The 25,787-nt window shown below is 66.2% G+C and carries 30 protein-coding genes and 1 tRNA gene; 8 read left to right on the top strand and 23 right to left on the bottom strand.

The features are described from left to right. Positions 1–116: 116 nt before the first annotated feature. The gene (locus ACWH43_RS11095) at positions 117–428 is read right to left on the bottom strand and encodes an FtsB family cell division protein (protein ID WP_158445675.1); all 312 of its coding nucleotides are present in this window, start codon (positions 426–428) and stop codon (positions 117–119) included. Between the two features lie 129 nt (positions 429–557). Here ACWH43_RS11095 and ACWH43_RS11090 point away from each other — a divergent pair. Beyond that, a tRNA-Lys gene (locus ACWH43_RS11090) sits at positions 558–632 on the top strand. A gap of 136 nt (positions 633–768) precedes the next feature. Here ACWH43_RS11090 and ACWH43_RS11085 read toward each other — a convergent pair. Further along, on the bottom strand, positions 769–924 hold the full coding sequence (locus ACWH43_RS11085; RefSeq protein WP_260349423.1) for a hypothetical protein: 156 nt from the start codon (positions 922–924) through the stop codon (positions 769–771). Beyond that, positions 921–1,205: a hypothetical protein gene (locus tag ACWH43_RS11080; RefSeq protein ID WP_260349422.1), complete on the bottom strand. Its 285-nt coding sequence runs from the start codon at positions 1,203–1,205 to the stop codon at positions 921–923. The genes ACWH43_RS11085 and ACWH43_RS11080 overlap by 4 nt, the downstream gene beginning before the upstream one ends. 152 nt (positions 1,206–1,357) lie before the next feature. Between ACWH43_RS11080 and ACWH43_RS11075 the strand changes: the two genes are divergently transcribed. Further along, complete coding sequence (locus ACWH43_RS11075; protein ID WP_260349421.1) at positions 1,358–1,594, top strand: helix-turn-helix domain-containing protein; 237 nt, start codon at positions 1,358–1,360, stop codon at positions 1,592–1,594. Between the two features lie 61 nt (positions 1,595–1,655). On the opposite strand, the gene ACWH43_RS11070 is transcribed toward ACWH43_RS11075, so the two are convergent. Beyond that, positions 1,656–2,987 (bottom strand): hypothetical protein, encoded by a 1,332-nt coding sequence (locus ACWH43_RS11070; protein WP_260349420.1) that lies wholly within the window; start codon positions 2,985–2,987, stop codon positions 1,656–1,658. Continuing rightward, entirely contained in the window at positions 2,965–3,237 is a 273-nt protein-coding gene (locus ACWH43_RS11065) for a head-tail connector protein (RefSeq protein WP_375797035.1), read from the bottom strand. Before ACWH43_RS11065 ends, ACWH43_RS11070 begins: the two co-directional genes overlap by 23 nt. Here ACWH43_RS11065 and ACWH43_RS11060 point away from each other — a divergent pair. From ACWH43_RS11060 to ACWH43_RS11045, 4 genes are read left to right on the top strand one after another with little or no spacing between them, the layout of a single operon-like run. Next, positions 3,133–4,425, top strand: a complete 1,293-nt coding sequence (locus ACWH43_RS11060) for an AAA family ATPase (protein WP_375797034.1) — start codon at positions 3,133–3,135, stop codon at positions 4,423–4,425. The two genes, ACWH43_RS11065 and ACWH43_RS11060, sit on opposite strands and share 105 nt — an antisense overlap. Continuing rightward, a complete protein-coding gene (locus ACWH43_RS11055) occupies positions 4,422–4,730 on the top strand; it encodes a hypothetical protein (protein WP_260349418.1) in 309 nt (102 codons plus the stop codon). The genes ACWH43_RS11060 and ACWH43_RS11055 overlap by 4 nt, the downstream gene beginning before the upstream one ends. Further along, a complete protein-coding gene (locus ACWH43_RS11050; protein WP_260349417.1) occupies positions 4,727–4,996 on the top strand; it encodes a hypothetical protein in 270 nt (89 codons plus the stop codon). Before ACWH43_RS11055 ends, ACWH43_RS11050 begins: the two co-directional genes overlap by 4 nt. Then, complete coding sequence (locus ACWH43_RS11045; RefSeq protein ID WP_260349416.1) at positions 4,993–6,030, top strand: hypothetical protein; 1,038 nt, start codon at positions 4,993–4,995, stop codon at positions 6,028–6,030. The genes ACWH43_RS11050 and ACWH43_RS11045 overlap by 4 nt, the downstream gene beginning before the upstream one ends. A gap of 87 nt (positions 6,031–6,117) precedes the next feature. Here the strand turns inward: ACWH43_RS11045 and ACWH43_RS11040 are convergent, their stop codons facing one another. From ACWH43_RS11040 to ACWH43_RS11005, 8 genes are all read right to left on the bottom strand, one after another. After that, entirely contained in the window at positions 6,118–6,942 is an 825-nt protein-coding gene (locus tag ACWH43_RS11040; RefSeq protein WP_260349415.1) for an integrase arm-type DNA-binding domain-containing protein, read from the bottom strand. A gap of 341 nt (positions 6,943–7,283) precedes the next feature. Beyond that, a complete protein-coding gene (locus tag ACWH43_RS11035; protein ID WP_158445674.1) occupies positions 7,284–8,114 on the bottom strand; it encodes a shikimate dehydrogenase family protein in 831 nt (276 codons plus the stop codon). After that, a complete protein-coding gene (locus ACWH43_RS11030) occupies positions 8,111–9,166 on the bottom strand; it encodes a Gfo/Idh/MocA family protein (RefSeq protein ID WP_158445673.1) in 1,056 nt (351 codons plus the stop codon). Before ACWH43_RS11030 ends, ACWH43_RS11035 begins: the two co-directional genes overlap by 4 nt. A gap of 34 nt (positions 9,167–9,200) precedes the next feature. Further along, positions 9,201–9,650, bottom strand: a complete 450-nt coding sequence (gene aroQ, locus ACWH43_RS11025) for a type II 3-dehydroquinate dehydratase (protein WP_448153464.1) — start codon at positions 9,648–9,650, stop codon at positions 9,201–9,203. 32 nt (positions 9,651–9,682) lie between these two features. Then, on the bottom strand, positions 9,683–10,414 hold the full coding sequence (locus ACWH43_RS11020) for an amino acid ABC transporter ATP-binding protein (RefSeq protein ID WP_158445681.1): 732 nt from the start codon (positions 10,412–10,414) through the stop codon (positions 9,683–9,685). A gap of 65 nt (positions 10,415–10,479) precedes the next feature. Beyond that, on the bottom strand, positions 10,480–11,307 hold the full coding sequence (locus ACWH43_RS11015; protein WP_158445671.1) for a transporter substrate-binding domain-containing protein: 828 nt from the start codon (positions 11,305–11,307) through the stop codon (positions 10,480–10,482). Between the two features lie 56 nt (positions 11,308–11,363). Continuing rightward, positions 11,364–12,005: an amino acid ABC transporter permease gene (locus ACWH43_RS11010; protein WP_158445670.1), complete on the bottom strand. Its 642-nt coding sequence runs from the start codon at positions 12,003–12,005 to the stop codon at positions 11,364–11,366. Between the two features lie 10 nt (positions 12,006–12,015). After that, complete coding sequence (locus ACWH43_RS11005; RefSeq protein WP_448153463.1) at positions 12,016–12,684, bottom strand: amino acid ABC transporter permease; 669 nt, start codon at positions 12,682–12,684, stop codon at positions 12,016–12,018. Positions 12,685–12,896: 212 nt separating this feature from the next. Between ACWH43_RS11005 and ACWH43_RS11000 the strand changes: the two genes are divergently transcribed. Next, entirely contained in the window at positions 12,897–13,559 is a 663-nt protein-coding gene (locus tag ACWH43_RS11000; RefSeq protein WP_260349413.1) for a TetR/AcrR family transcriptional regulator, read from the top strand. A 97-nt stretch (positions 13,560–13,656) separates the two neighbouring features. On the opposite strand, the gene ACWH43_RS10995 is transcribed toward ACWH43_RS11000, so the two are convergent. The 5 genes from ACWH43_RS10995 to ACWH43_RS10975 form a co-directional block, all read right to left on the bottom strand. Further along, entirely contained in the window at positions 13,657–14,100 is a 444-nt protein-coding gene (locus ACWH43_RS10995; protein WP_158445668.1) for a type II 3-dehydroquinate dehydratase, read from the bottom strand. Between the two features lie 81 nt (positions 14,101–14,181). Beyond that, positions 14,182–14,913 (bottom strand): ABC transporter ATP-binding protein, encoded by a 732-nt coding sequence (locus ACWH43_RS10990; protein ID WP_158445667.1) that lies wholly within the window; start codon positions 14,911–14,913, stop codon positions 14,182–14,184. After that, positions 14,900–16,681 (bottom strand): branched-chain amino acid ABC transporter ATP-binding protein/permease, encoded by a 1,782-nt coding sequence (locus tag ACWH43_RS10985; RefSeq protein WP_158445666.1) that lies wholly within the window; start codon positions 16,679–16,681, stop codon positions 14,900–14,902. Before ACWH43_RS10985 ends, ACWH43_RS10990 begins: the two co-directional genes overlap by 14 nt. After that, positions 16,678–17,553, bottom strand: coding sequence for a branched-chain amino acid ABC transporter permease (locus ACWH43_RS10980; RefSeq protein WP_158445665.1), 876 nt, complete (start codon positions 17,551–17,553; stop codon positions 16,678–16,680). Before ACWH43_RS10980 ends, ACWH43_RS10985 begins: the two co-directional genes overlap by 4 nt. Positions 17,554–17,732: 179 nt before the next feature. Continuing rightward, positions 17,733–18,887, bottom strand: coding sequence for an ABC transporter substrate-binding protein (locus tag ACWH43_RS10975; protein ID WP_158445664.1), 1,155 nt, complete (start codon positions 18,885–18,887; stop codon positions 17,733–17,735). 163 nt (positions 18,888–19,050) lie between these two features. Between ACWH43_RS10975 and ACWH43_RS10970 the strand changes: the two genes are divergently transcribed. Continuing rightward, a complete protein-coding gene (locus ACWH43_RS10970) occupies positions 19,051–20,430 on the top strand; it encodes a M20/M25/M40 family metallo-hydrolase (protein WP_158445663.1) in 1,380 nt (459 codons plus the stop codon). 174 nt (positions 20,431–20,604) lie between these two features. On the opposite strand, the gene ACWH43_RS10965 is transcribed toward ACWH43_RS10970, so the two are convergent. The 5 genes from ACWH43_RS10965 to cyoA form a co-directional block, all read right to left on the bottom strand. Next, entirely contained in the window at positions 20,605–21,324 is a 720-nt protein-coding gene (locus ACWH43_RS10965; RefSeq protein ID WP_377785392.1) for an SURF1 family protein, read from the bottom strand. A gap of 52 nt (positions 21,325–21,376) precedes the next feature. Further along, complete coding sequence (cyoD, locus tag ACWH43_RS10960) at positions 21,377–21,760, bottom strand: cytochrome o ubiquinol oxidase subunit IV (protein WP_158445662.1); 384 nt, start codon at positions 21,758–21,760, stop codon at positions 21,377–21,379. Continuing rightward, positions 21,757–22,389 (bottom strand): cytochrome o ubiquinol oxidase subunit III, encoded by a 633-nt coding sequence (cyoC, locus tag ACWH43_RS10955; protein ID WP_158445678.1) that lies wholly within the window; start codon positions 22,387–22,389, stop codon positions 21,757–21,759. The genes cyoD and cyoC overlap by 4 nt, the downstream gene beginning before the upstream one ends. A 9-nt stretch (positions 22,390–22,398) precedes the next feature. Next, positions 22,399–24,399: a cytochrome o ubiquinol oxidase subunit I gene (cyoB, locus tag ACWH43_RS10950; protein WP_158445661.1), complete on the bottom strand. Its 2,001-nt coding sequence runs from the start codon at positions 24,397–24,399 to the stop codon at positions 22,399–22,401. 173 nt (positions 24,400–24,572) lie between these two features. Continuing rightward, positions 24,573–25,655: a ubiquinol oxidase subunit II gene (cyoA, locus tag ACWH43_RS10945; RefSeq protein WP_158445660.1), complete on the bottom strand. Its 1,083-nt coding sequence runs from the start codon at positions 25,653–25,655 to the stop codon at positions 24,573–24,575. Between the last annotated feature and the right edge of the window lie 132 nt (positions 25,656–25,787).

Genomic DNA, 25,787 nt, shown 5'->3' with positions numbered 1-25,787 from the left:
GATACGCTTGGAACTAAAATCCGGCCTTCGGGAGGGGCCCATCCCGCCGAGGCGGCGCCGCGGGCCGACCCCGCGCCGGCCTAACCCGCAACGGGCCTTCGGCCCGAGCGGGGGCCTCAGCGCCCCATGATGACGACGTCGTTCTTGTGCGTGCGCCCGAGATTGGCGCGGGCCGATTCCTCGAGCAGGTCGCGATCGATCGAATCGTCGCGCACCAGCGCGAGGCGCTGCTCCCACGACTTGCGCTCGGCCGAGAGCACCGCCAGCTCGGTCTCCATCTGGCGCAGCGCCTCGCGGATGGCGCCGCGCGCCTCGAGGCCGCGCGCGCCATGCTGGGCATGGAACAGGAAATAGCTGACCGCCAGCGCCGACACCACATAGAGCGCGAGCGTCACGAAAACGGAGCGGAGACCGCGGCGAATGACCATGGCGCAACGCTAGGACGACGTGGTTTCCGGCCGGTTAACGTTTTGGCCGGACCGCGACCATGGCTGTGCGATCCTGCATCGAACATGTTGACCGACGCCCTGCGCCTCCGTATGTCAGCGGGCCTGTGAGGGCGGGTAGCTCAGTGGTAGAGCACGTGACTTTTAATCATGTGGTCGTGGGTTCGATCCCCACCCCGCTCACCAATAAAATCAAGCACTTAGCAAGCGCCTGAGCCGCTGGCTATAAATTTTGTAGCCACACTGTAGCCAGACAACGCAGCCTATAGCCAGAAAACCCGCCGCCATTCGGCGACGGGCAAGCGAGGCGCTGCTGCTGCGGTTAGGCCGGACTCTCCGCAAGCGCCCTGATCGTCTCGCCCAGCGCCGCACCGGCACGCCCAGCGCATGATATGGGCAGGCTTACCGTCGCCCAGGCCGCGCCGATCGTGAAGGCCAGCGCTGCGACCAGCCCGACGAAGGCCGTGGCGCGAGTCATGCGAAGGCCGCCGTCTGGTCGATGAGTTCGCCGAGTTGCGCGATATGGTGATGCAGCATCTCGGCGTCTTTCGATGATAGCGGACGCCCAATGCCGTCACTTAGAGCCGGCTCGAGCAGCGCCCAGTACATCCGAAGCCGGTACGAAAGCTGCTCCAGCCCGTCGTATCGATTGAAAGCGTCGCGATACCGGCTGAAGGGCACGGTCTCGGGCTGCGGGCCGGCTGGCTTGCGGAAGCGCCCGCGGGCGTCGCGGGTGAAGTTCACAGTGTGGATGTTCATGTGGCGGTGTCCTTGTCATATTAAATTGGTGACGTGGACATTAAGGGCGCAAATCACACTTCGAGTCAACAAAAAAATATCACAGAGACAAATTATGTTCCTGTCAAATAACGTTGTTGACATTAGTAACATAACATCGCTACAGCGGCGTCATGCTCCCCGCCCATCAATCCCGTGCAGCGCGCGCTCTCCTCGGCTGGTCTCAAACCGATTTGGCCAACGCATCGCGCGTGAGCATTTCGACAATCCGCGACTATGAGACGGAGAAGCGCGTTCCAATCCCCAACAACCTCGCCGCCATCCGCGCCGCGCTCGAAGCGGCCGGCATCCAGTTCGTCGAGCCGGGTATAGACCCACAGGGCAGCGGTGTGGTGCTGAGGAAGGCCTAACAGGCAAGCCCCGTGAGTTCGGCTAGTTCGGCCGCGTACTGCTAGCCGGTGGGGCTCCGGCTCACCCGCGAAGCTGCCTATTGCCCTGCCGTGCCCCGATTGCCGCGCTGAGCGGGCCGCGTCCGCGCACGAGGTCATCCGCCATCATGGCCTGCATCGCCTTGACGTAGACCTGGATATCGCCATTAGGCCCTTGGGACGTCGTCACGGCGGCGCCAGCCTCGTTGTGGACGGCGACATTCACCACAGGCTTGCCACCGCCCGCACCCAACCCCGTTGGAACGCTAGGCGGCCCGACATACCCGCCACTGGCATAACCCCTGCTGAGTGCTTCCAGATTGCCCAAGCCCATCTTCTGGACCTGTGCCTTCGTGAAGACGTACTCGCCTTTGTGCACCACGCCCGCCGGCTCGTTCTTGCCGCCCGGACCGGTGTAGCCGCCCGAGGCGTACAAGCCGCCCGTGCCACCACCGCCGCTAAAGCCCTTGAACAGCGCCCCAAAGATGCCGCCCGCCGCGCCATTGCTGCCCGACGTGCCGAAGATACCTGCAAGCGGCCCCGAGCCCATTAGCGCGGCCTGCAAGGCCGCTTTTGCGAGTTGCTTCACGAGATTCTTCATCACGTCGGTGGCCTTGTCGCCATTCAGGATCAGGTCTTCAAGGCTGTCCGTGACGGCATCACCAAAGAACTTGGCGGCCTCGTTCGCGTCCTTCTGAGCCCGCTTCACCTTCTCGATGGACTCGCGCAGGGTCTCGTTGGCTTTGACGATGTCCTCGATCTTTTTCTTCTGGTCATCGTCGGTCACGGTGCCAATGCGGGCAAGCTCAATCGCGGCGGCACGTTCGGCCTTCGACTTGCCGAGCGTGTTCTTCTCGGCCTCGAGGACACGATTTACCTTCTCGAGCGCCTCGATGTAATTCTGGACTTGGTCGTAGCGCTGTTCCTCTTCGGACTTGCCACCACCGCCGCCCCCCGAGGTCTTGCTCGGAATGCGCGTGGCGTCACTGCCGATATACCCCCGGCCCGGTCGGCTGGGCGGCAATGGAGCCGTAGTAGGCGTGCCATCCGGCCTGGACGGTGGCGTTGGTGCAGTTGTTGGCTGTCCGCCGGCAGCCATCGTCGCAATCTGCTGCCCCAGCGCGGCGCCGGCCTGACGGGCCGTGTTCATCCTCTTCTGGAAGTCATCAGCCTGTTTGATCAGGTCGCCGAGCGCCGTCGCCGCGCTGACTGTCGCCGACTTGGCGGCCGTGATGAACGAGTTCCAAGCGCCATTCCACGCATCGTCGAATGCCTTGCTTTTGGCAATAACGTCATCGGACAAGGCCGCACCGGCGTCACGCGCATTCTTCGCGAGCTGGTCCAGCGCCGCGCTACCGCCTTCCAGCAACGGCACGAAATCGGCCGGGATACCGAACTTGCTGGCGATATCGACCTTGTCGGCTTCCGTGGCGGCTCGGCTGGTTCACCAGGATGTTGGCGGCATTGAGCGGGATGTCGTGGAGCCCTTCCGCGATGGCCGTTTCGCGTCGCTCCCACCAATGCGCGGCAATCAACAGCGTGGCTTGCTTGACGTCCGCGGGCGGGACGTAGTCTTCGTCTGGGGCGATCAGGGCAGTGACGTAAGCGTTGGCCGCGTCGACGATGGCCTGGGCGGAAGCGTCTTCGTCGGTATCCGCGATTGGACGGCGGACACCTTCAGCGACCAGCCGGAGCCGGTCGACTATCTCGTGGACGGTTCGATTGAGATGGGCGTGCCCGGCGTCGTTGCGGCCATGGGCGACACGGGCAAGTCGTTCGCGATGTTGGATCTATGCCGGCGCGTCGCATTCGGCTCCGGGCCTTTGGCGCGCCCCGTCTTCGGCGGGCGGGTTGTGAAATCCGGTAGTGCCGTCTTCCTCACGGCTGAGGACGCTTACAAGACGGTCCACCGCCGCCTACACGACATGGACCCGACGGGCGCGCGTTTCTCCGAGAAGGGCGAGCGCCTTCTGGTCGTTCCGCTGCCGGATGCCGGCGGCGTTCAGGCGTTCTGGCAGCTTGGCAAGGACGGGATGCTGGAAACCGACGCGTGGAAGCGCCTTGGCGACCAGCTTGCCAGCATCGACGACCTTGCGCTCGTTTGCATCGACCCGTTGGCGAGCTTCGCCCATGCTCCCGTCAATGAAGACCCGGCGGCCGGCGCGTTCGTCACGGCCAGCCTGGCACGGGCCGCGGCGCAGACCGGCGCCTCGGTCCTTGTCGCGCACCACATGCGGAAGACGGCCAAGCCCGTCGAGACCCTGGCGGAAGCCCGCGAGGCCATCCGTGGAACGACTGCGCTAGTTGACGGCGTTCGGCTCGCCTATGCCCTGTGGCCAGCCGAGGAAAAGCGGGCAAAGGCTGTATGCAAGGAACTGGGGCGACCCTACTCCCCCGGCTGCATTGTCTTGGGCGGTATCGTCAAAGCCAACGGCGCGGCGCGGCGTGTCGTGTCGACCTATGCCCGTAACGGCTTCGGCTTGCTTGAAGACGTCACCGCCGACCTGAAGGCTGCCGCGCCGAAGCAGGACGACACGCTCGAGGCACTTGCCTTCGCTATCGCCAATGCTGCCGCAGCCGGCCAGCCGTTTACGAAGACGGGAGCGAGCGGGTTGTACCAGCAGCGGCATCGCCTGCCCGAGCCCCTGAAAACCATGGGCCGAAACAGGCTTGAAAGCCTGGCGGACAACGCGCTGGATGCAGGTGAAATCGTCGCCGCTATTGCCAAGGGCAACACCCCGAAATGGCTCGATGTGCGCGGCGGGCAGTTCGCGGAAGGGTATGGGGAATTCCAGCCGGGGGCGTCGTCATGACGCCGTTCCCGGCCTTCCCGGCCGTTCCCGGGAATGGTGAAAGCCGTTCCCGGTTTGCGAGCCGTTCCCGGGAACGCGGGAACGGTGATGTCAATGAAATCAATGGGTTAGCGTTCCCGTTCCCGGCCTTCCCGAAAAAATCGGGAACGGCGCAAGTCATTGAAATCATTGAGATTACCGGGTTCCCGGCGTTCCCCTACTACGTAGGTAGGTGTAAGGGCGTTTCGGGAACGCTCCTTACACCACCAAATGACTACCAGAAGAGCCGCGCGGCGGCCATCTCTCAGAACGGAGCAGCAGCATGACAACCACCATCATTCCCGCAGCGGCCGGCTACTACGGACTATGGCCTGCGGACAACGGGCGAGGATATGGACGATCGCCGATCGTGGCCTGGCAGGTGACGACGGACGGCGACTCCGATGTCACTCTCACCGAACCGGTCATAGAGGGCAGCACCGGCCCGGAGATCGCGGCGATCCTCTGCCCGGATGGTACAGTAAACGAAGCGGATGGCGGAGACTGGTTTGAAGCCGTCGGCGATTGGGTTCGGCAGAGGGCGCCGCGATGAGCCAAGCCTATTTCATCGCCCCCGACGATCCGCACGACACGGAGGGCCGGCGCGACATTCTCGAGATCCTTCGCGCTACTGACGCCGCAAACGATAACGAGCCTGCTGTAAGGCAGGCTCACACAGACAGCCCACGCCTTCGTGGCTGGCAGGAACAGTTCAAGGCGCTGCTGATCTGGCGCCGACTGCGTGATGACTCTGAAGCGGGTGCGTGCGGTAGCACGTGGATGGCCGAACCTGGCGACCCTGCCGCGCCAACACAAGCAGAAGCCGGCAAGCTAAACGACTGGTCTCCGGAGTACCTGATTGAGAAGGCCTCGCAGGGCGTCATTTGGAAAGAGGTAGGCGGGCGGATCGTTCCCCACAAAGGACAGGTTGAATACGACGCATTTGGACGCACCATCCGCTGCGGCGCGCTCATCATTGCCGGAGCCACCGGCGAGCCGATAGCGGCCAACGACGACGACAAGCCCCAGCCTACGGACGACGACGACAAGGTAGAAGTGATAGGCGGCGTCAAGCGCCCGACCGAGCGCGTTGAAGAAGTGGATGACCCCGACGACATCTCGGACGATATCGCAGACATCTTCGGACGGGCGCTCGGCTCGGGCGAGGACATCGACCGCGGCAGGCGTCATGGCGACAAGGTGCGCGTAGGTGAAATCATCGGAATCCTTCACCGCACGGCAAAGTCCGACAAGTTCGTCGTCCTGAAGGAGCCTCGCAACGCGGCAGGCAGGTTCAGGACGCGTAAGGGCAAACTGCCGCCACCATCGTACACCGTCTCGCCCGACGACCGCATAGACTCGCAGGAGATGCTTGACCGCATCCTGCCGCTTGTGTCCGCGGATACCGTAATGGTTCTCGACTACGCCCTGCGTGCCGCGAACCTGTCCGATATCGGCGAGATCTTTGGAAAGTCGGGCAAGAATGCCGAGCGCGTCGGTAAGCAGAAGTTGATTGATGCTTGCGCTGAATTCGATGCGGCTTTGCAGACGGCTAAGGAAGAAGGTGCGCGACGCCTAGCGGCGTGATGTCCCTTTTTTGCAAGCTTGGGCCCTTATAGTAAGGGCGTTGGTTCTTCTCCGTTCCCATCGCCTATTGCCGCCACCCGGAGTTTCTCAAATTTCGCCGGGTGGCGGCTTTTTATTCTTATCGTGCGGCGCCGGGATGGCGCTGTTCGGTGGGCTTGAGCGCGTCGGTGTTCCTATCCACTGGCGCGCTCGCCCTTTTTTATTCATCGAAAAACTTACACTCGGACCTTTGGGAGCGTGCTTCGCATCGCCGGCATTGACCGGGAATCCGATCGTCTCGGCTTCAACCATGGCCTCACCGAGACGCTGCATTTCCTCAACCGTCAGGAAGCGCTCGCGCGCTTCTTCCTTATAGCGGTCAACGCCGGACGCGGGATTGTAACCAGCGGGCACATGCTCCTGCTTGCCTCCCCATGAGTATGCGGCCTTTAGGAGCGCTACGGCCCGGTTGGCTGCATACTTGCCTCGCCCTACTCCGACCTTCGTGTGCATGACCTGAACTTCGCGCCGAGTCAGCGCAGATGCCTTCACCGCCCCAATATGCGGCACGATGTTCACGCTTGCGCTCAACTCGTAGCCGTCCGCGGTGGAGGCCTTCTTCTTGTCGCGCGTGCGCTCGATGTAGAGATCCAGGAGCCGCTTGACGGTCACGCTGGCGCGGTCATCCGCCCTACCCTGCGCGAGGTCTTTTCCCAGCGCGGCATTCGCTATCGCCTTGCGCGCCGCTTCCCTGGCCTCGTTGGCCTTCAATGTCCCGACACGCCCTAGCTTGATGCGCTTCTTTGCCCCACCTGCCACGGGCCGGAACTCGGCAAAGAACGTGCCGGTATCACCCGGAGTCCGGTAGAATCCAAAGCCCGCCAGATCGGCGTCGAAATAGAAGGTCGTTCGGTTCGGACGAGCCGACTTCATGACCTCTGCGACGCTATCCGCTGTGATCCGAATTTTAGCCACGGCCCACCTTTTATAGCCACATTGTAGCCAGCAATATGGGGCGGCGTTCAAAAAAAATCAAGTGGACATAGGTTTCTTTTTGTTTCTTTTTCAGTGCCTTGAGTGTTTTTCGGAAACTCAGGAAATGGCTAGAAAACAGCCATAATCAGACTTTTAATCATGTGGTCGTGGGTTCGATCCCCACCCCGCTCACCAGCGCTATCCGGAACCGGACGGCGACCCCGAGCCTGCGCGACTGAGCCTGCGGCCGCGCCGCGGCGCATCGGCAAGCCCCGCGGGGCAAGCCTCCCTCGCTCCCCTCAATCCAGCCTCGCGACGCTCCTCAGATCCTCCGCCGTGGTCGAGGGCAGGCCGAAGAATTCGAGATAGGCCGGAATCTGCTCGAACAGCATGTCCTTGCCGACCTGCACGGCGCAGCCGCGCGACCGCGCCGCGGCCAGGAAGGGCGTGATCTCCTCCGCCATCACCACCTCGCCGACGAAGCTCGCAGCGTCCAGACGCGCGACGTCGAGCGGCAGCGGGTCGCCCGGCCTCATCCCGAGCGGCGTGGCGTTGACGACGATGTCGAAGCCGGCGGGATCGTTCGACCCCAGGGAAAGTCCCAGCGCCGGATGAAAGCGGGCGAGCCGCAGGGCGAGCGCCTCGGCCGCCGCGGCATCGATGTCGTAGAGCCCGAGCGCGCCGACTCCCGCCTTGGCCAGCGACGCCGCGATGGCCGAGCCGACCCCGCCCGCTCCCAGAACCAGCGCCCGCCGGCCGGCAACCGGGCGTCCCTTGCGCAGCAGGCCGCGCACGAAGCCCTCGCCGTCGAACATCTCGCCGGTGAGGCCCCCGTCGGGCTCGCGGCGCACCGCGTTGCAGGCGCCGGCGATGGCCGCCGTCGGCAGCAGCGTGTCGACGAGCCCCGCCGTGGTCACCTTGTGCGGCATGGTGACCAGCGCGCCGAGGCTGTTGGAGAGCCGGAAGACCAGCCTCAGGAAGGCGGGATAGTCCTCCGCGCCGCAGCCCATCGGCACGACCACGGCGTCGATGCCCTCGCGCTCGAAATAGGGGTTATAGATCATCGGCGCCTTGAAGCTCCCGGTCGGATAGCCGAGATGGGCGATGAGCCGCGTCGTGCCGGTGATCATGCCGCGCCTGCCGGTGCCGCGGACGGGAAGACGGTCTCGCCGGAGCGGGCCGCCCGCCGGACGGCGTCGATCACCGCCAATGTCGCGAGCCCTTCCCGGCCCGAGGCGATCGGCGCCGCGCCATGGCGGATGACGTCGCAGAAATGGCGGATTTGGCGCGCGAGCGGGTCTTCCGGGACGAAGGGCACGCGCTCGCGCAGGAGCGGCTCCCACCAGCTCCGCCGATCCCGGTTCGACCAGATCTCGAGCTGCGGGATGGTGAGCGAGCCATGCGTGCCGCCGATCTGGTAGCAGGACTGGTCCTGCTGCGGATAGGCCGGGTTCTCGCCGGTCGTCAGCTCCCAGCTCCAGGGCGCGACGATGGTGTCGGAGACGGTGACGGTGGCGATGGCGCCGCTGGCGAAGCGCAGCAGGATCGCGGCCGTCTCCTCGGCGGCGTGCCCCCTGACGGCGTTCCCACTGAGCGCCTGGACCGAGACCACCTCGCCGCAGAGATAGCGGAACAGGTCGACGTCGTGGATCAGGTTGAGCAGGATCGGCCCCGCCCCCTCCTCCCGGCGCCAGGCGGCCTCGAAGTAGTCGTCCGGCTTCATCAGCCAGAACTGGCCGTGAAGCGCCAGCACGCGGCCGAGCCGGCCGCTGTCGACGATCTCCTTGGCCTTGGCGACCATCGGGTTGTAGCGGCGGTGATGGCCGGTCAGCAGCGGCACTCCCGCCCGTTCCGCCGCCGCGACCAGCCGGGCCGCCCCGGCGAGGTCGTCCGCCAGCGGCTTCTCGACGATGGCGGGAATGCCGGCCTCGATCGCCTCCAGCCCATGGGCGACATGGAGCTGGTTCGGGGTGGCGACGATGACGCCCTCGGGCCGCCCGGCCGCGAGCAGATCGGCGAAGCTGCGATGCCAGCGCGTGCCGAGCCGCTCGGCGAGATCGCGCCCGACCTCCGACGGATCGACGATGGCGCAGAGCGCCGTGCCGGGCTCGCGCGCGACATGCTCGGCATGGCGCCGGCCGATCAGCCCGGCGCCGACGACCGCGAGTTTGACAGGTGCCATGCTCAGCTCCGTCGCAATCCGTTCCGACCGGCGGTCACTGCGCGGCTTCGTCGATCAGCTTCGCGATGCGTCTCAGTCCGAGCTGGTAGCCCTGCGTGCCGAAGCCGGCGATGACCCCGTCGGAGCGCAGCGAGACGTAGGAATGATGCCGGAAGGCCTCGCGCTTATGCACCTGCGAGATGTGGCACTCGATCACCGGCCCCTCGAAGGTGTTGAGCGCGTCGAGCAGCGCGACCGAGGTATGCGTGAAGGCGGCCGGATTGATGACGATGCCGGCCCCGTCCTCGCGCGCCTCATGGATCCAGTCGATCAGCTCGTATTCGCGGTTGGACTGGTGGAAGCGCAGTTCGAGCTTCAGCTCCTGCGCGAGCCGGCGGCAGTCGGCTTCGACATTGGCCAGCGTCTCGTGGCCGTAGATATGCGGCTGGCGCTTGCCGAGCAGGTTGAGGTTGGGCCCGTTGAGGACATAGACGAGGCGGGACATGGAAGGGGATCCGTCGCTGGTTCCGGGGTGGGTCAGGGCTGGTGCAGGATTTCGCCGAGGAATTTCCGCGTCCGTTCATGGCGCGGATTGCTGAAGAAGTCTTGCGGCGGCGCCTCCTCGACGATGGCCCCGCCGGCCATGAAGATCACCCGGTCGGCCACCTGCCGGGCGAAGCCCATCTCATGGGTGACGCAGATCATCGTCATGCCTTCCTCGGCCAGCCCAATCATGGTGTCGAGCACCTCCTTGACCATCTCCGGGTCGAGGGCGGAGGTCGGCTCGTCGAACAGCATCACCTTCGGCTTCATGCACAGCGCCCGGGCGATGGCGACGCGCTGCTGCTGCCCGCCCGAGAGCTGCGCCGGATATTTCTCCGCCTGCTCGTGGATCCTGACCCGCTCCAGCAGGGCGCGCGCCGTCGCCTCGGCTTCGGCCCGGCTGGCGCCGAGCGAGCGCATCGGCGCCAGCATGCAGTTCCGCAGCACGCTCATATGCGGGAACAGGTTGAAGTGCTGGAAGACCATGCCGACCTCGCGGCGCACCGCGTCGATCGTCCGCGCATCGTCGCCGAGCCGCGTCCCGCCGACCCGGATCTCGCCCTTCTGGTAGTCCTCGAGCCGGTTGATGCAGCGGATCAGCGTCGACTTGCCGGAGCCCGACGGCCCGCAAAGCACGATCTTCTCGCCTTTGCGGACCGCGAGGTTGATGTCGGTCAGGGCCTGGAAGTCGCCATACCATTTCTCGACATGGGACATGACGATCATGGCATCCGCCGGGGCGGCACCGGTCGCGGCAGCGTCGCTCATTGGCCCTGGCTCCGCCCGTCGCGTCAGTTCGCGGTGAAGGGCACGCCTTCCAGGCTGTCCGGGAACTTGTGCACCGGCACCTTCATCCACTTGTCGTAGACCTTCTGCAGCTCGCCATTGGCCTTGATCTTGTCGATGAAGGCGTTGAGCGCGGCGTTGATCTCCTTCTCGCCGAGGCGGGTGCAGGCGCCGTTGTAGAGGTTCTGGAATTCGAGCTTGTTCTCGAACTCGCCCGGGCGGCCCTGCTCGATCCGCTGCATGTAGAAGATGTTGCCGCCGATCGCCTGGACCTGGCCGGAGACCAGCGCCTGGATCGAGGGCGCGTCGCCGTCATAGCGGCGGATCACGGTGCCGGCGGGCGCGTTCTTGGTCACCTGCGTGTCCTGCGCCGCGCCCTTGGCGACCGCGATGGTGTAGCGGCCCATGTCCTCGTTGCTGGTGATCTTGTCCTTCTTCGGCCCGATGAAGACGATGGTGTTGGCGACATAGGGCTTGGAGAACTGCACCGCCTTGGCACGCTCCGGCAGCATCGCCATGGTGGCGAACAGCACGTCGACGCGGCCGGTGGTCAGCGCCGGGATGCGGTTGTTGACCTCCAGCGGCACGAACTCGACCGCGACGCCGAGATCCTTGGCGAAGAGCGTCGCGATGTCGGCGTCGAGCCCGTCCTGCTTGCCGGCGCTGGTGACGAAGCCCCAGGGCGGGTTGTCGCCCTGGATGCCGACGATGATCTTGCCCCGGGCCTTGATCTCGGCCGGGGTGACGGCGCCGGCCGGGCTGGCGAGCAGCGCCGGCAGGGCGAGCGCGGCGGCGCCGGCGGCGAGGAGGCTGCGGCGTGTGGTCCTGGTCATGTTTCTCTCCCTGTGACGTTTCATGTTTGGCTTCTGTGGTGAAGGATTTGCCGCGCTCAGCGCGCGGCGACGGCCATGCGGCGCTCCAGATGCGCCCCGTAGAGCGACAGCGGCCAGCAGAGCAGGAAATACAGGATGCCGACGACTCCGAAGACGAGGAGCGGCTTGAAGGTCTGGTTCGAGACGATGTTGCCGGCCCGCGTCAGCTCGGTGAAGCCGACGATGGCGGCGAGCGAGGTGCCCTTGATGAGCTGGACCAGGAAGCCGATCGTCGCCGGCAGCGAAATCCGGATCGCCTGCGGCAGGATCACGTCCTTCATCCGCGCGACATAGTGCAGGCTCAGCGCCTTGGCGGCCTCGGTCTGGCCGCGCGGCACGGCTTCGATCGAGCCGCGCCAGATCTCGCCGAGATAGGCGCTGGCATGCAGGGTGAAGCCGATGGCGACCGCGACCCAGGCATCGAGCTTCAGCCCGACCAGCGCCAGCCCGTAATAGACCACGAAGAGCTGCATCAGCAGCGGCGTGCCCTGGAACAGGGCGATATAGCCGGCGGTGCCGCGCTCCAGCGGCGCGATGCCGGAGCTGCGCATCAGCGCGACCGCGAGCCCGCAGATGCCGCCGCCGGCGAAGCCGACCAGCGAGAGCAGCACGGTCCATTTCAGCCCGGTCAGGAGGAACAGGAATTCGGCCTCGCCCATCGCCCCCTCCTCACTTCACCGGATAGCTGAAATAGCGCTGCGAAATCGCTGAAAAGAAACGCATCATCACCCAGGATATGACGAGGTAGAACAGCGTGATCGTGCCGAAGACCTCGAAGGAGCGGAAGCTCTCCGACTCGATCCGCTGCGCCACCGAGGTCAGCTCATAGGCCGAGATCGCCGAGCAGACGCTGGTCGTCAGGGTCAGCAGCACGAACTGGCTGGTCAGCGACGGGAAGATCGCGCGCAAAGCCGGCTTCAGCACGATCAGCCGGAAGACCTGCCCCCGGTGCAGGCCGAGCGCCAGCCCCGCCTCGATCTGCCCCTTGCCGATCGACTGAACGCCGCCGCGGATGATCTCGATGGCATAGGCGCCGCCATTGATGCCGAGCGCCAGGATCGCCGTCGGCGTCGGGTCGAGCCGCACCCCCGCCAGCGGCAGCGCGAAATAGATGAAGAAGATCTGCACCAGGAAGGGCGTGTTGCGGACCAGCTCGACGAAGCCCTTCACCAGCCAGCGCAGGGGCGCGATGCGCGAATTGCGCAGGATCACGCCGCCGACGCCGATCACGATGGCGAGCGCCATCCCGCCGAGGGCGAGGCCGAAGGTTCCGAGGCACGCCAGCAGCAGATCCGGCAGCCCCTCGATCACCGGCGTGAAATCGAGTTTGTAGTTCATTCTTCCTCCCCGAGGCGGCCGACCTTCTGCCGGGTCGATCCGGAGCTTTTCCTCGACGGAGCCTCTTTGCGGGCCCTGTGCCCGACGGCTTGCACCGTCGTGGCAGGATGATAAATGTACTGACTGGTTCAATTGGTCAAGCGCAATGTACCACCCTGTCCATTTCGCGGCGCCGTCCTCTGTCGGCGCAGGCATCCGATGAGCGAGGCAGCGTGACGAACACGGCCGGCACGGTCCGCGGCAAGCGACGTCAGACATCCTGGACCCAGGACCCCGAGGGCGTGCGCCGCAACATTCTCGAGGTGGCGCGGGCGGAGTTCGTCGAGAACGGGCTGAGCGGCGCCCGCGTCGACGACATCGCGGCCAAGACGGCGACCAGCAAGCGGATGATCTACTATTATTTCGGGGACAAGGAAGGGCTCTACCGCGCCGTCCTCGAAGGCATGTACGACCGCATCCGCAGCTTCGAGCGCAGTCTCGACCTCGACGCCCTGCCCCCCGAAGAGGCGATGACGCGGCTGACGGAAGCCACCTTCGACTACCACATTGAGAATCCCGATTTCGTCCGGATGGTGATGGTCGAGAACGTGCACCATGCCCGCCATCTCAAGGCCTCGCGGACCATCACGCGGCTCAACAGCTCCGTCGTCGAGGTCACGCGCGGCATCTATGAGCGCGGCGTCGCGGCGGGGCTGTTCCGGGCAGGACTGGAGCCGCTCGACATTTCCCTGACGATCAGCGCGCTCAGCATCTACAATGTTTCGCACCGGGCGACGGTCGGCCAGGTCTTCGACTACGACATGTGCGCGCCGGACGCCCTGGCGCGCCGGCGCAGCATGACGGTGGCCGCCATACTGGGCATACTGCGGCGCTGAGTTCCCCTGCTGAACCTGATCTCGGGAAGGCGAACCGTCATTGCGGGCGCCGCTTCGTCGCCTCGCTCCTCGCAGCAATGACGGAAAGGCAGGCGCCTCAGGCCCGCTCGACGAGCCCGGCCATCGCCTGGATCGCGAGCTCGTAGCCGTCGGCTCCCAGCCCGGCGATGACGGCGGTCACGGCGCGCGAGACCAGCGAATGGTGGTAGGTCGCCTCGCGCGCATGGATGTTGGAGATGTGCAGCTCGATCTTGGGGCCGTCGAACATCTTCAGCGCGTCGAGCAGCGCCACGGAGGTGAAGCTGTAGCCCGCCGGATTGATGACGAGGCCGCAGGCCTCCTGCCGGGCCCGGTGCACGCTCTCGATCAGCTCGCCCTCGAAATTGCTCTGGCGGAAATCGACCTCGTAGCCGAGCGCGCCCGCCTTCGCCCGGCAGCGCGCCTCGATCTCGGCCAGCGTCGTCGTGCCGTAAATCGCCGGCTCGCGCTGTCCGAGCAGGTTCAGGTTCGGGCCGTTCAGGATGAAGATGGGCTTGCGCATTCGCTCTCCGGGGCTCCGGCCGGCGCGGCTCGTTCGCCGGCCGCCCCGCCGGTCTGCTTCATCGCGACCGGCCTCCGCGGCTCAGGCCGCGGCGGTCCTGCCGCCGAGATAGGCCGCGCGGATCTCCTCGTTCGACCAGAGCTGGTCCGGCGTGCCGGAGAGCACGAGCTTGCCGGTCTCGAGCACATAGCCGCGATCGGCGACGGAGAGGCCCATCCGGGCGTTCTGCTCGACCAGGAGCACGGTGGTGCCGCGCCGCCGGATCTCGGCGATGATCGCGAAGACGGCCTGCACGATCACCGGCGCCAGGCCGAGCGAGGGCTCGTCGAGCAGCAGGATACGCGGCTTCGCCATCAGGCCGCGCGCCACCGCCACCATCTGCTGCTGGCCGCCGGAGAGCGTCCAGCCGAGCGCGTCGGCGAAGCGGCGGATATCGGGGAAGAGATCGAACATCTCGTCCGCCTCCCGCCTGATCTGCGCCTTCCGCAGCCCGCTCCGGTTCGAGGCGCCGAGCATGATGTTCTCGCGCACGCTCAGGCCCGGGAAGACGCGGCGGCCCTCCGGCACATGGGCGATGCCGCGCCGGACGATCTCCTCGGGCCGCAGGCCGAGGATGGACTGGCCCTCGAACAGGATGTCGCCGGAGGCCGGCTTCACCAGCCCCGAGATGGCGCGCAGCGTCGTCGATTTGCCGGCTCCGTTCGAGCCGAGCAGGGTGACGACCTCGCCCGCCTCGACGACGAGCGAGATTCCGTCGACGGCCTCGACCTCGCCATAGCGGACCACGACGGATTTGAGTTCAAGCAGGGACATCGGGCGCCGCTCCCAGATAGGCCGCGATCACGTCGGGATGCTTCAGCACGTCGGCCGAATAGCCGTCCGCGATGCGGCGGCCGAAGTTCAGCACGGTGATGTGCTGGGCGACCTCGCTCACCAGCGTCATGTCGTGATCGATGATCAGGATGGTGAGGCCGCGGGCCGAGATGCGCTTCAGCAGGTTGCGCAATTCGACCTTCTCGGAGGAGTTGAGCCCCGCCCCCGGCTCGTCGAGCAGGAGCAGCGCCGGGTCGCCGGCGAGCGCGCGGGCGATCTCGACCGCCCGCTGGTGGCCGTAGGAGAAGCTCGCCACCACCTCGTCGGCCCGGTCCTCCAGCTCGACGAAGGCCAGCGCCGCCCGCGCCCGCGCCATCAGCGCGGCCGGGTCGCTGCCGGCCGGGCTGCCCGGCCGCTCGGCCCCGACCATCACGTTCTCCAGCGCCGTCATCGAGCGCCAGAGCCGGATGTTCTGGAAGGTGCGGCCGAGCCCCGCCTGCGTGCGGGCATGCGGCGGCAGGTTGGTGATGTCGCGCCCGTCGAGCACGATGCTGCCGGCCGTCGCCTTGTAGAGGCCGGAGAGCACGTTCAGCGTCGTGGTCTTGCCCGAGCCGTTCGGGCCGATCAGCGCATGCACGCCGCCGCGCCTGATCGTCAGGTCGACCTCGTCGACCGCCTTCAGCCCGCCGAAATGCTTGGAGAGTCCGCGCACCTCGAGCACCGTGTCGGCCCCCTGCCCGCCGCCCGAGAGCTGCAGGGCCCCGCCCGAGCGGACCGGCAGGACGGCCCGCTTCAGACGGTCGAGCCGCCCGCGCAGGAAGCCCCAGATCCCGTCCGGCATGAACACCATGATCAGGATCACCGCCGCGCCGTAGATGGCGAGGTAGAGGCCCGGGATGCTCTTCAGGAAGCGCAGCCATTCCGGGATCAGGATCAGCAGCCCCGTGCCGATCACGGCGCCGACGGGCGACGCCGCGCCGCCGAGCAGCACCATGGTCAGGAACACCACCGATTCCGCGAAGGAGAACTGGTCCGGGCTGACATAGGAGAAGCCGCCGGCGAACAGCCCGCCGCCGACGCCGCCGAGGATGGCGGAGAGCGCGAAGGCGGTGACCTTGGTCCGGTAGACGTCGATGCCGGCGACGCCGGCCGCGAGCTCGTTGTCGCGCACCGCCCGCATCGCCCGGCCGAGGCGCGAATCGCGCAGCCGCCAGACCAGGAAGCCGACGGCGGCGAGCACGGCGATGCAGAAGGCGAGATAGGTCGAGCCATCGGCGAGGAAGCCCGGCCGCGGGATGGCGCGCACGCCGTCCGGCCCCTTGGTCACCGGGATCCAGTTGATCAGCACCAGCGTCACGATCTGCTGGAAGGAGATCGTGACCATGGCGAGGTAGTGGCCGCCGAGGCGAAGCGTCGAGGCGCCGAGCAGCGCGCCGAAGCCGGCGGCGACGCCGGTCCCGATCAGCAGGCAGGCCCAGAAGTTCAGCCCATGCTCGGTCTGGCCGATGCCGACCGCATAGGCGCCGAGGCCGAAGAAGGCGGCCTGGGCCAGGTTGATCTGGCCGCAGAGCCCGAGCACCACCGTCAGGCCGAGCACGGCGATGGCGTAGGTCGTCGCCTGCAGCGAGATGTTGAGCACATAGCCGGTCTTGGGCACCACGATGGCGAGCGCCATCGCCGCCAGGACGAGCAGGAGATAGGCCGGGACGCCCCAGCGCAGGCGGGGCCGGATCGCGCCGGCGGAGGCGGTGGTTTCGCTGCTGCTCATGCTTTTTCCGCCACGCGCTCGCCGAAGATGCCCTGCGGCCGGAAGATCAGGAAGGCGATCAGCACCAGGAAGGCGAAGCCGTCCTTGTAGGGCACGGAGATATAGGCCGCGCCGAAGGTCTCGATGACGCCGAGCGCCAGCCCGCCGATGATCGCCCCGGTCACCTCGCCGAAGCCGCCGATGATGGTTGCCGCGAAGGCCTTGAGCGCGATCGTCGCGCCCATGCCGATCGAGACGAACAGAACCGGCGCGACCAGGATGCCGGCGATGCCGCCGATCACCGCCGAATAGACGAAGGTGATCATGATCATCACGGCGACGGGGATGCCGAGCAGCGCCGCCATCTCCTTGTCCTGCGAGGTCGCCTGCAGCTTCTTGCCGAGCAGCGTATGCTCGAAGAACCAGTATTGCAGCGCCACCAGCAGCGCCGTGACGACGATGATCAGCACGTACTGGTTGTCGAAATAGACCGGCCCGAGCATGAAGCCGGGCGTGTCGAACCAGCCGGACAGCACCTCCGGCTCCGGCCCGTGGATCGCGAGCGTGGTGTTGGCGATGAAGATCGAGGCGCCGATGGTCGAGATGATCACCGGCAGATAGGTCCGGTGCCGTAGCGGGTAGTAGACCGCCAGGTTGAAGACCGCGCCGAGCCCCGCCATGCAGATCAGGGCGATGATGAAGGCGACCCAGTAGGGCAGCCCGATCTTGACCGAGAAGACGACCATCAGGAAGGCCGCGACCATCGAGAACTCGCCCTGGGCGAAGTTCACGACATTCGTCGCCCGGAAGATCAGCACGAAGCCCAGCGCCACCAGCGCATAGACCGAACCGATGCCGATTCCGGTGAAAAGAAGCTGAAGTACGAGATCCATCTGTCTACCGCGCTTGCATGGAGCCGATCATTCCCTCGCGGCGGGCGGCAACGGCCGCCGGCCCTCGGAAGGCGGGGTACGGGATGTGCGGGCGTTGCCCGCATCCGCGAATCCACGGATGCGGGCAACGCTGAACGGAAGGCCGGCCCGCGGGACGGAGAGCCGGCACCCGGCGGCGATCAGCCCAGATTCGGCGGAAAGTCGATCCGCTTGTCGAACTTGATCTCGCCCTTCTCGTTCTTGACGATGTTGTAGCCGTGCAGGCCGTCGCCGTTCTTGTCGAAGTTGTATTCGCCCTCGGCGCCCTTGTGGCCGCGGATCGCCAGCATCGCCTCGCGCACCTTGTTCGGGTCGGTGGAGCCGGCCTTGTTCATCGCCATCGCCAGGCAGGTCACGGCGTCGTAGGTCCAGGAGGACTGGTTGTCCGGCGCGACCTTGCGGATGTCGCGATAGGCCTTGCCGAAGGCCTTCGAGGCATCGCTCGAATCCTCGGCATAGTCGGCGACGCCGAAGGTGTTGTAGAGCGCCGGCCCGGCGAGCTTCAGCGCCGAGACGTTGACGATCGAGGGCGAGCCGACCCAGGGGATGTTCACCCCGAGCTGGCGCAATTGCCGGGCGAAGATGCCGAGATCGGTCTCGAAGGTGAAATAGGTGCCGAGGATGTCGGCGCCGGACTGGCGCACCGCCAGCACGACCGGCGTGAAGTCCTGGCTCTGGTTGGCGTAGCCCTGCTTCAGCGCGAGCGTCGAGCCGTTGTCGGGCAGCGCCTCCTCCAGCGCCTTGGCGCCGGCGGTGCCGAAGGCGTCGGTCGAATGGACGATCGCCCATTTCTTCTTGCCGAGCTCCTTGGCGCCGTATTGCGCGATCACGCGGCCGGAATAGGAATCGTTCGGGCGGAAGCGGAAGAGCCAGGGATTGCCGAGCTTGGTCAGGTTCGGGTCGGTGCCGCCGAAGCCGACCGGCTTGCCGGCCTTGAGCATGTCCGGCGCCATGGCGTGCATCTGCGTCGAGCGGATCGAGCCGAGGAAGGCGACGATGTCGGACTGGCTGGCGAGCTTGGAGAAGGCGAGCACCGCGCCGGGATTGGTGGTCTGGTCGTCCTCGTAGACCAGCTCGAGCGGCTTGCCGAGGACGCCGCCGGCCTTGTTGACCTGCTCCAGCGCGATCTTGGCGCCGGTCTGGGCGAAGGAGCCCGACTCGGCCGCAGCCCCGGTCATCGGCATGACCATGCCGATCTTGACCGTCGCGCCCTGGGCGTAGGCGCTGCGAAGAACGGCCGGCGCGGCAATCGTGCCGGCGAGCGCGGTCGTGAACCCGCGACGGGTCAAATGCATGGATGTCCTCCCGTTTCAATGGATTAGATTGGGTCTTGAAGCCCGCTTTCGGCTATTGTGTATCCTGTATGCCGGCGGCAAAACACCACAGAGCCTTATCCTTTAGTATGAGCCGCCCGGCCGGATTCCGCGACGTTTCCTCCAACCTCCCAGGCAGATTTCCATGGCTTCCTCTGGCGCTTTGACCCCGGTTCTCGACCATATCGAAGCAAACCGGCCCGTTTTCCTCGATCGCCTGATCGACTATCTGCGCCACCCCAGCATCAGCGCGGAGAACCTCGGAATCGCCGAGGTCGCGAATCTGCTGCGCGAGATGCTGACCGGGATCGGGCTCGAGACCAGCCTGGTCGCGACGGCGGGGCACCCGATGGTGGTCGCGCGCTGGGAGAAGGCGCCGGGCAAGCCGACCGTGCTGCTCTACGGCCATTACGACGTGCAGCCGGCCGACCCGCTCGACAAATGGCTCTCGCCGCCCTTCGAGCCGACGGTCCGCGACGGGCGCCTCTATGCCCGCGGCGTCGGCGACAACAAGGGCCAGCACTTCGCCCAGATCCTGGCGATCGAATCGCATCTCAGGGTCCATGGCGAACTGCCCTGCAACGTCATCCTGCTGCTGGAAGGCGAGGAGGAGATCGGCAGCCCGCATATCGCCGATTTCGTGCGCGCCAATGCCGGGCTGCTGAAGGCCGATCTCGCCGTCACCGCAGACGGGCCGCGCCACGCCAGCGGCGCGCCGACCATCAAGTTCGGCTCGCGCGGCGTCGTCTCCTTCGACCTGCGCTGCCGCCATGCCGGCCGCGACGTCCATTCCGGCAATTTCGGCGGCGTCGTGCCGAACCCGATCTGGACGCTGGTCCATCTGCTCGCGACGATGAAGAACGCCACCGGCGAGATCACCATCGCGGGGCTGCACGACGACGTGCAGCCGCCGACACCCGAGGATATCGAGGCGATCAAGCGCCTGCCGCTCGACATCGAGGCCTTCAAGCAGGGCCTGGGCCTCGCCCGGCTCGACGCCCCGCTCGAGCGCCCCTTCTACGATCGCCTCTGCTTCCAGCCGACCCTGACCATCAACGGCTTCCATGGCGGCTATGGCGGCCCGGGCACCAAGACCGTCCTGCCCAGCGAGGCGCTGGTGAAATGCGACATCCGCCTGGTCGAGGCGCAGGACCCGGAGGACGTGCTGAGTAAGGTCCGGGCGCATGTCGAGAAGCATGCGCCGGAGGTCGAGTTCATCGTCGTCGAGACCGGCATGCAGCCCTCGAAGACGCCGATCGCCTCGCCCTACACCGCCCCGCTGCGCCGCGCCTTCCTCGCGGCCCATGGCGAGGAGCCGCTCCTGATCCCGGCCGGCTTCGGCAGCCTGCCGAACTACGTCTTCACCAAGATCCTCGGCATCCCGGCCTTCGTCACGCCCTATGCCAACCATGACGAGGCCAACCATGCGCCGAACGAGAACATGACGCTGGACTGCTTCCACAGCGGGGTGCGGACGGGCGCCGCCCTGCTGCACGAGCTCGGGCAGATGCGGCAGCCGGCCTGACGCGCGGCCATCCACCGCCACGGCGGCGCGCGGAGATGCGCGCCCATCCCTGGCGAGCGCAGCGAGACCCGGGATCCATGGGGGAACGGTTCCGGCATGGGTCCCGGATCGGCGCCGCCGCCGCGGCTTGTCCGGGATGACCGGCGGTGCCGAGCCGGCCTTCCGGAGGCGACGTCAGGAGGCCGCCCGCTCGTCCTCGCGCCGGCGCAGGACATGGAACCCCGCCCAGGCGCTCATTCCGGCCAGGCAGAACCAGGTCAGCGCATAGACGAGATGGGTGTTGCGGAAGCTGACCACCGTCAGCCCGCCCAGCGGCAGCGGCCCCGGTTCGGAGGCCGCATCGGCATCGACGAAATAGGGCGCGACGTCGCCCAGCCCCCGTGCCTGCGCGATCGCCGCGACGTCGCGCGAATACCAGCGCCCTCCCGCCGGATCGTTGCTGCGCAGGAAGCCGCCGCCGGGTTCGCTCAGCCGCAGCAATCCCGCAAGCCGGGCCTCGCCGCGCGCGACCGCGTCGCTGCGCTGCGACGGGTCGCGCCGCCCCTCCGGCACGAAGCCGCGATTGACCAGGACCGTGAAGCCGCGGGCGCTGCGGAACGGCGCCAGCACCCAGAAGCCCGGCCCCTTCTCCGTCACCGCCTTCACCAGCGTCTCCGGGCCGGGGAGATATCGCCCTTCGAGCGCGACCTTGCTGTATTCGGCATCGGCGGCATCGAAGCCGGCCCATTGCTCGGGCCCCGGGGCCGGCCGCGCCGGCGCGTGGATGCGGGCCTCGACCCGCGCGATCAGGTCGAGCTTCCAGCGCCGCCGCTCGACCTGCCAGATCCCGAGCCCGACGAAGACGATGGCGAGCAGCCCGGTCAGGCTCAGCAGAGCGAGGCGGCGGGCGGGCACAGCCCTCCCCGCCTCGACCCGCGCTCGCGGCGGTGAGGCCAAGGCGGCCTCCTCACATCGGATGGTCGCCGGGCGCCATCGGCATCATGTTGACGTTGAGGTGGTACATCACCCAGAGCGAGCCCGAGAGGGCGATCACCACGATGACGATGGTGAAGATCAGCGCCATCATCGTCCAGCCGCCTTCCGAGCGCGAATCCATGTGCAGGAAGTAGACCATGTGGACGACGATCTGCACGGCGGCGAAGGCCATGATGACGATCGCCGTGGTGGTCGCGTTGCCGAGCACGTCGGCCATGACCAGCCAGAACGGGATCGCCGTCAGGATGGCGGCGAGGACGAAGCCGGTGAGATAGCCGCGCAGCGTCGCATGCGAGGCGCCGTGCTCGCCGCGCTCGGCGCCATGCTCGCCCGAATGGTTCTGCGATCCGCTCATTTCAGCACGCCCATCAGATAGACGAAGGTGAAGACGCCGATCCAGATGACGTCGAGGAAGTGCCAGAACATGGAGAGGCACATCAGCCGGCGGCGATTGGCCTCGATCAAGCCGCGCTGCGACACCTGCACCATCAGCACCGTCAGCCAGATCAGGCCGAAGCTGACATGCAGCCCGTGCGTGCCGACCAGCGTGAAGAAGGAGGACAGGAAGGCGCTGCGCATCGGCGTCGCGCCCTCCAGGATCATGTGGTGGAACTCGTAGAGCTCGATCCCGATGAAGGCGAGGCCGAACAGCCCGGTCACAATCAGCCAGCCCTGCACCGCCGCCTGCCGCCCCTTCTCCATCGCCAGCATGGCGAAGCCGTAGGTGATCGAGGAGAACAGCAGCATGGCGGTGTTGACCGCCACCAGCTTGAGGTCGAACAGGTCGGCCCCGGAAGGCCCGGCCGCATAGCTGCGCCCGAGCACGCCATAGGTCGCGAAGAGGACTGCGAAGACCAGGCAGTCGCTCATCAGGTACATCCAGAAGCCGAGCATGGTCGAGCCGCCGGAGTGCTCGTGCTCGTCATCCGTGACGTGGAAGACCGGGGTGTCGGCCTGTTGCGCCGTCGCCGTCGCCGTCGTCATCGTCATCCCTCAGGCCCGCGCGAGCTGTTCGGTGCGCGCATTCTCCTCGCGCAGGACCGTCTCGGCCGGAATGTGGAAGTCCCGGTCGTAGTTGAAGGTATGGGCGATCGCCGTGACGATCACCGCCGCGAAGCTCAGCGCCGCCAGCCACCAGACATACCAGACCAGCGCGAAGCCGCAGATCGTCGCGAGAGCGGAGATGATCAGGCCGGCGCCGGTGTTCCGCGGCATGTGGATCGGCCTGAATCCGCCGAGCGGGCGCCGGTAGCCGCGCTTCTTCATGTCGGCCCAGGCGTCGTGGTCATGGACGACCGGGGTGAAGGCGAAGTTGTAGGCCGGCGGCGGCGAGGAGGTCGACCATTCCAGCGTGCGCCCGTCCCAGGGATCGCCGGTGAGGTCGCGCAGCCGGTCGCGGTGCAGGATGCTGACGGCGATCTGGATCAGGAAGCACAGGATGCCGAACGCGATCAGCACCGCGCCGAAGGCCGCGATCATGAACCAGATCTGCAGCGACGGATCCTCGAAATGGTTGAGGCGCCGGGTCACGCCCATCAGGCCGAGCACGTAGAGCGGCATGAAGGCGACGTAGAAGCCGATCACCCAGAACCAGAAGGAGAGCTTGCCCCAGAACTCGTCGAGCTTGAAGCCGAAGGCCTTCGGGAACCAGTAGGTGATGCCGGCGAAGGCGCCGAAGACCACGCCGCCGATGATCACGTTGTGGAAATGCGCGATCAGGAACAGGCTGTTGTGCAGGATGAAGTCGGCCGGCGGCACCGCCAGCATCACGCCGGTCATGCCGCCGATGACGAAGGTCAGCATGAAGGCGATCAGCCACATCATCGGCAACTCGAAGCGGATGCGCCCGCGATACATCGTGAACAGCCAGTTGAAGATCTTGGCGCCCGTCGGGATCGAAATGATCATCGTCGTGATGCCGAAGAAGGAGTTCACGCTGGCGCCCGAGCCCATCGTGAAGAAATGGTGCAGCCAGACCAGGTAGGACAGGATGGTGATCACCACCGTCGCATAGACCATCGAGGTGTAGCCGAAGAGCTTCTTGCCGGCGAAGGTCGAGGCGATCTCGGAATAGATGCCGAAGCAGGGCAGGATCAGGATGTAGACCTCCGGGTGGCCCCAGATCCAGATCAGGTTCACGTACATCATCGGGTTGCCGCCGAGATCGTTCGTGAAGAAGTTGGTGCCGACATAGCGGTCGAGCGTCAGCAGCGCGAGCGTGCCGGCCAGGATCGGGAAGCTCGCCACGATCAGCACGTTGGTGCACAGCGCCGTCCAGGTGAAGACCGGCATCTTCATCATGTCCATGCCGGGCGCGCGCATCTTCACGATCGTCGCGATCAGGTTGATGCCCGAGAGCGTCGTGCCGACGCCCGCGATCTGGAGCGCCCATAGATAGTAGTCCATGCCCACCCCGGGCGAGTAGGCGGCCCCCGAGAGCGGCGGATAGGCCAGCCAGCCGACCTTGGCGAACTCGCCGACGAAGAGCGAGGCCATCACCAGCACGACGCCGCCGACGGTCATCCAGAACGAGAAATTGTTGAGGAAGGGGAAGGCGACGTCGCGCGCGCCGATCTGCAGCGGCACGACATAGTTCATCAGCCCGGTGACCAGCGGCATCGCCACGAAGAAGATCATGATCACGCCATGCGCCGTGAAGATCTGGTCGTAATGGTGCGGCGGCAGATAGCCCTCATTGGCGCCGAAGGCGATCGCCTGCTGGCCGCGCATCATCAGCGCATCGGCGAAGCCGCGCAGCAGCATGACGACGCCGAGCACCATGTACATGATGCCGATCTTCTTGTGGTCGACGCTGGTGAACCACTCGTTCCAGAGATAGCCCCAGGCCTTCAGCCGGGTGATCAGGGCGATGACCGCGAGGCCGCCGATCACGACGCCTGCGAAGGTCGCGACCAGGATGGGCTCGTGATAGGGGATCGCTTCGAGCGTGAAGCGTCCGAACACGAGCTTCCACCAGTCGGGATAGGAATTCATGGCTTCCTCGGATCGCTAGAGCCGGATGACGTCAGACGGAAACGGAGGGTGTTTCCATCTGAAGCCTGAATCCGTCTCTTATCAAACAGTTAGAGCAGGATTCTCGTGAAAACCGATATCCACTTTAGCGCATCCTGCTCTCGGCTTGGCCGGGCGGCCGTTGAGTTCGTGGCTCAGTTCGCGGCCCGGGCGGTGACGCCGCCCTTGCCGTAGACATCCGCCGGCGTGCAGATCGCGGTAACGAAGGGACGCGGCGGCAGGGGCGCGCCGCCCCGGCGCACCGACTTGTCGTATTCGAGCGCCATGACGGTGGAGATACCCTCCCTGCCGCCGCCGCCCTTGGCGTCCATCGCCATCATGTCGCGCATGCACATCTTGGCGCGGTCGACGCACATGTTGAGGATGGCGTCGTAGAGATCGGGGGCGACGCTGCCGAACTGGCGGGCGGGCTCGCGCTCGCTCGGCCGCTCCAGCACGAGATATTCCTCGCGGCCGAGCTTGTCGCCCTTGGCCTGCGCCGCCTTCACCCAGTCCTCGAAGCCGTTGCCCTCGAGGCCGCGGAAGCGGAAGCGCATGCCGGAGAAGCCCTCGCCGCTGTAATTCGCCGAGAACCCCTCGAAATCGCCGGGATGGTTGATGACGGCGTTGAGCTTGGTCTGCATGCCGGGCATCGCGTAGATCTGGCCGGCGAGCGCGGGGATGAAGAGCGAGTTCATCACCGAGGAGGCGGTGATGCGGAACTCGACCGGCTGGTTCACCGGCACCACCGCCTCGTTGACCGAGGCGATGCTCTGCTGCGGGTAGATGAACAGCCATTTCCAGTCGAGCGCCACGACCTGGATGACCAGCGGCTCCTTGCGCATCTGCGTGCTCCCCGCCTGCGCCGTCGCGATCGGCGTCGCGGCGCTGATCCGGTTGAGCGGCCGGTAGGGGTCGAGCAGATGCGTGCCCATCCAGGTCAGCGCGCCGAGGATGACGATGATCAGCAGCGGCACCGCCCAGATCACCACCTCGAGCGGCAGCGAATGGTTCCAGTCGGGGTCGTATTCGGCCTTGGCCGAAGCCCGGTAGCGCCAGGCGAAATACACCGTCAGCGCCATCACCGGGATGATGATCGTCAGCATCAGCGCCGTCGAGATCAGCATTAGATTGCGCTGCTGCAGCGCAACATCCCCGGAGGGGGAGAGCAGCACCGCCTGGCAGCCGCCGAGCAGGGGCAAGAACGGCAGCACTGCCAGAAAACGACGATTTCTCAAGAGACCAAGCCCTCCGTGACCGGAAAGTTGCCGCTCTGTCTATCGTATTCTTTTGCACTGCACATAGGACACGATGTCCCATTGGCAGAGGCCGGGTAGTCCGCTTTTATCCGCCGCATCCATGGCGTCCGG

It is taken from the genome of Allobosea minatitlanensis, assembly GCF_964020775.1.
This window is presented reverse-complemented; position numbering and strand designations above follow the sequence as displayed.

Coding starts and splice junctions, on each gene's coding strand:
- ACWH43_RS11095 (WP_158445675.1), bottom strand. CDS start 428: ATGGTCATTCGCCGCGGTCTCCGCTCCGTTTTCGTGACGCTCGCGCTC.
- ACWH43_RS11085 (WP_260349423.1), bottom strand. CDS start 924: ATGACTCGCGCCACGGCCTTCGTCGGGCTGGTCGCAGCGCTGGCCTTC.
- ACWH43_RS11080 (WP_260349422.1), bottom strand. CDS start 1,205: ATGAACATCCACACTGTGAACTTCACCCGCGACGCCCGCGGGCGCTTC.
- ACWH43_RS11075 (WP_260349421.1), top strand. CDS start 1,358: ATGCTCCCCGCCCATCAATCCCGTGCAGCGCGCGCTCTCCTCGGCTGG.
- ACWH43_RS11060 (WP_375797034.1), top strand. CDS start 3,133: ATGCGCGGCAATCAACAGCGTGGCTTGCTTGACGTCCGCGGGCGGGAC.
- ACWH43_RS11055 (WP_260349418.1), top strand. CDS start 4,422: ATGACGCCGTTCCCGGCCTTCCCGGCCGTTCCCGGGAATGGTGAAAGC.
- ACWH43_RS11050 (WP_260349417.1), top strand. CDS start 4,727: ATGACAACCACCATCATTCCCGCAGCGGCCGGCTACTACGGACTATGG.
- ACWH43_RS11045 (WP_260349416.1), top strand. CDS start 4,993: ATGAGCCAAGCCTATTTCATCGCCCCCGACGATCCGCACGACACGGAG.
- ACWH43_RS11040 (WP_260349415.1), bottom strand. CDS start 6,942: ATGAAGTCGGCTCGTCCGAACCGAACGACCTTCTATTTCGACGCCGAT.
- ACWH43_RS11035 (WP_158445674.1), bottom strand. CDS start 8,114: ATGATCACCGGCACGACGCGGCTCATCGCCCATCTCGGCTATCCGACC.
- ACWH43_RS11030 (WP_158445673.1), bottom strand. CDS start 9,166: ATGGCACCTGTCAAACTCGCGGTCGTCGGCGCCGGGCTGATCGGCCGG.
- aroQ (WP_448153464.1), bottom strand. CDS start 9,650: ATGTCCCGCCTCGTCTATGTCCTCAACGGGCCCAACCTCAACCTGCTC.
- ACWH43_RS11020 (WP_158445681.1), bottom strand. CDS start 10,414: ATGATCGTCATGTCCCATGTCGAGAAATGGTATGGCGACTTCCAGGCC.
- ACWH43_RS11015 (WP_158445671.1), bottom strand. CDS start 11,307: ATGACCAGGACCACACGCCGCAGCCTCCTCGCCGCCGGCGCCGCCGCG.
- ACWH43_RS11010 (WP_158445670.1), bottom strand. CDS start 12,005: ATGGGCGAGGCCGAATTCCTGTTCCTCCTGACCGGGCTGAAATGGACC.
- ACWH43_RS11005 (WP_448153463.1), bottom strand. CDS start 12,684: ATGAACTACAAACTCGATTTCACGCCGGTGATCGAGGGGCTGCCGGAT.
- ACWH43_RS10995 (WP_158445668.1), bottom strand. CDS start 14,100: ATGCGCAAGCCCATCTTCATCCTGAACGGCCCGAACCTGAACCTGCTC.
- ACWH43_RS10990 (WP_158445667.1), bottom strand. CDS start 14,913: ATGTCCCTGCTTGAACTCAAATCCGTCGTGGTCCGCTATGGCGAGGTC.
- ACWH43_RS10985 (WP_158445666.1), bottom strand. CDS start 16,681: ATGAGCAGCAGCGAAACCACCGCCTCCGCCGGCGCGATCCGGCCCCGC.
- ACWH43_RS10980 (WP_158445665.1), bottom strand. CDS start 17,553: ATGGATCTCGTACTTCAGCTTCTTTTCACCGGAATCGGCATCGGTTCG.
- ACWH43_RS10975 (WP_158445664.1), bottom strand. CDS start 18,887: ATGCATTTGACCCGTCGCGGGTTCACGACCGCGCTCGCCGGCACGATT.
- ACWH43_RS10970 (WP_158445663.1), top strand. CDS start 19,051: ATGGCTTCCTCTGGCGCTTTGACCCCGGTTCTCGACCATATCGAAGCA.
- cyoD (WP_158445662.1), bottom strand. CDS start 21,760: ATGAGCGGATCGCAGAACCATTCGGGCGAGCATGGCGCCGAGCGCGGC.
- cyoC (WP_158445678.1), bottom strand. CDS start 22,389: ATGACGACGGCGACGGCGACGGCGCAACAGGCCGACACCCCGGTCTTC.
- cyoB (WP_158445661.1), bottom strand. CDS start 24,399: ATGAATTCCTATCCCGACTGGTGGAAGCTCGTGTTCGGACGCTTCACG.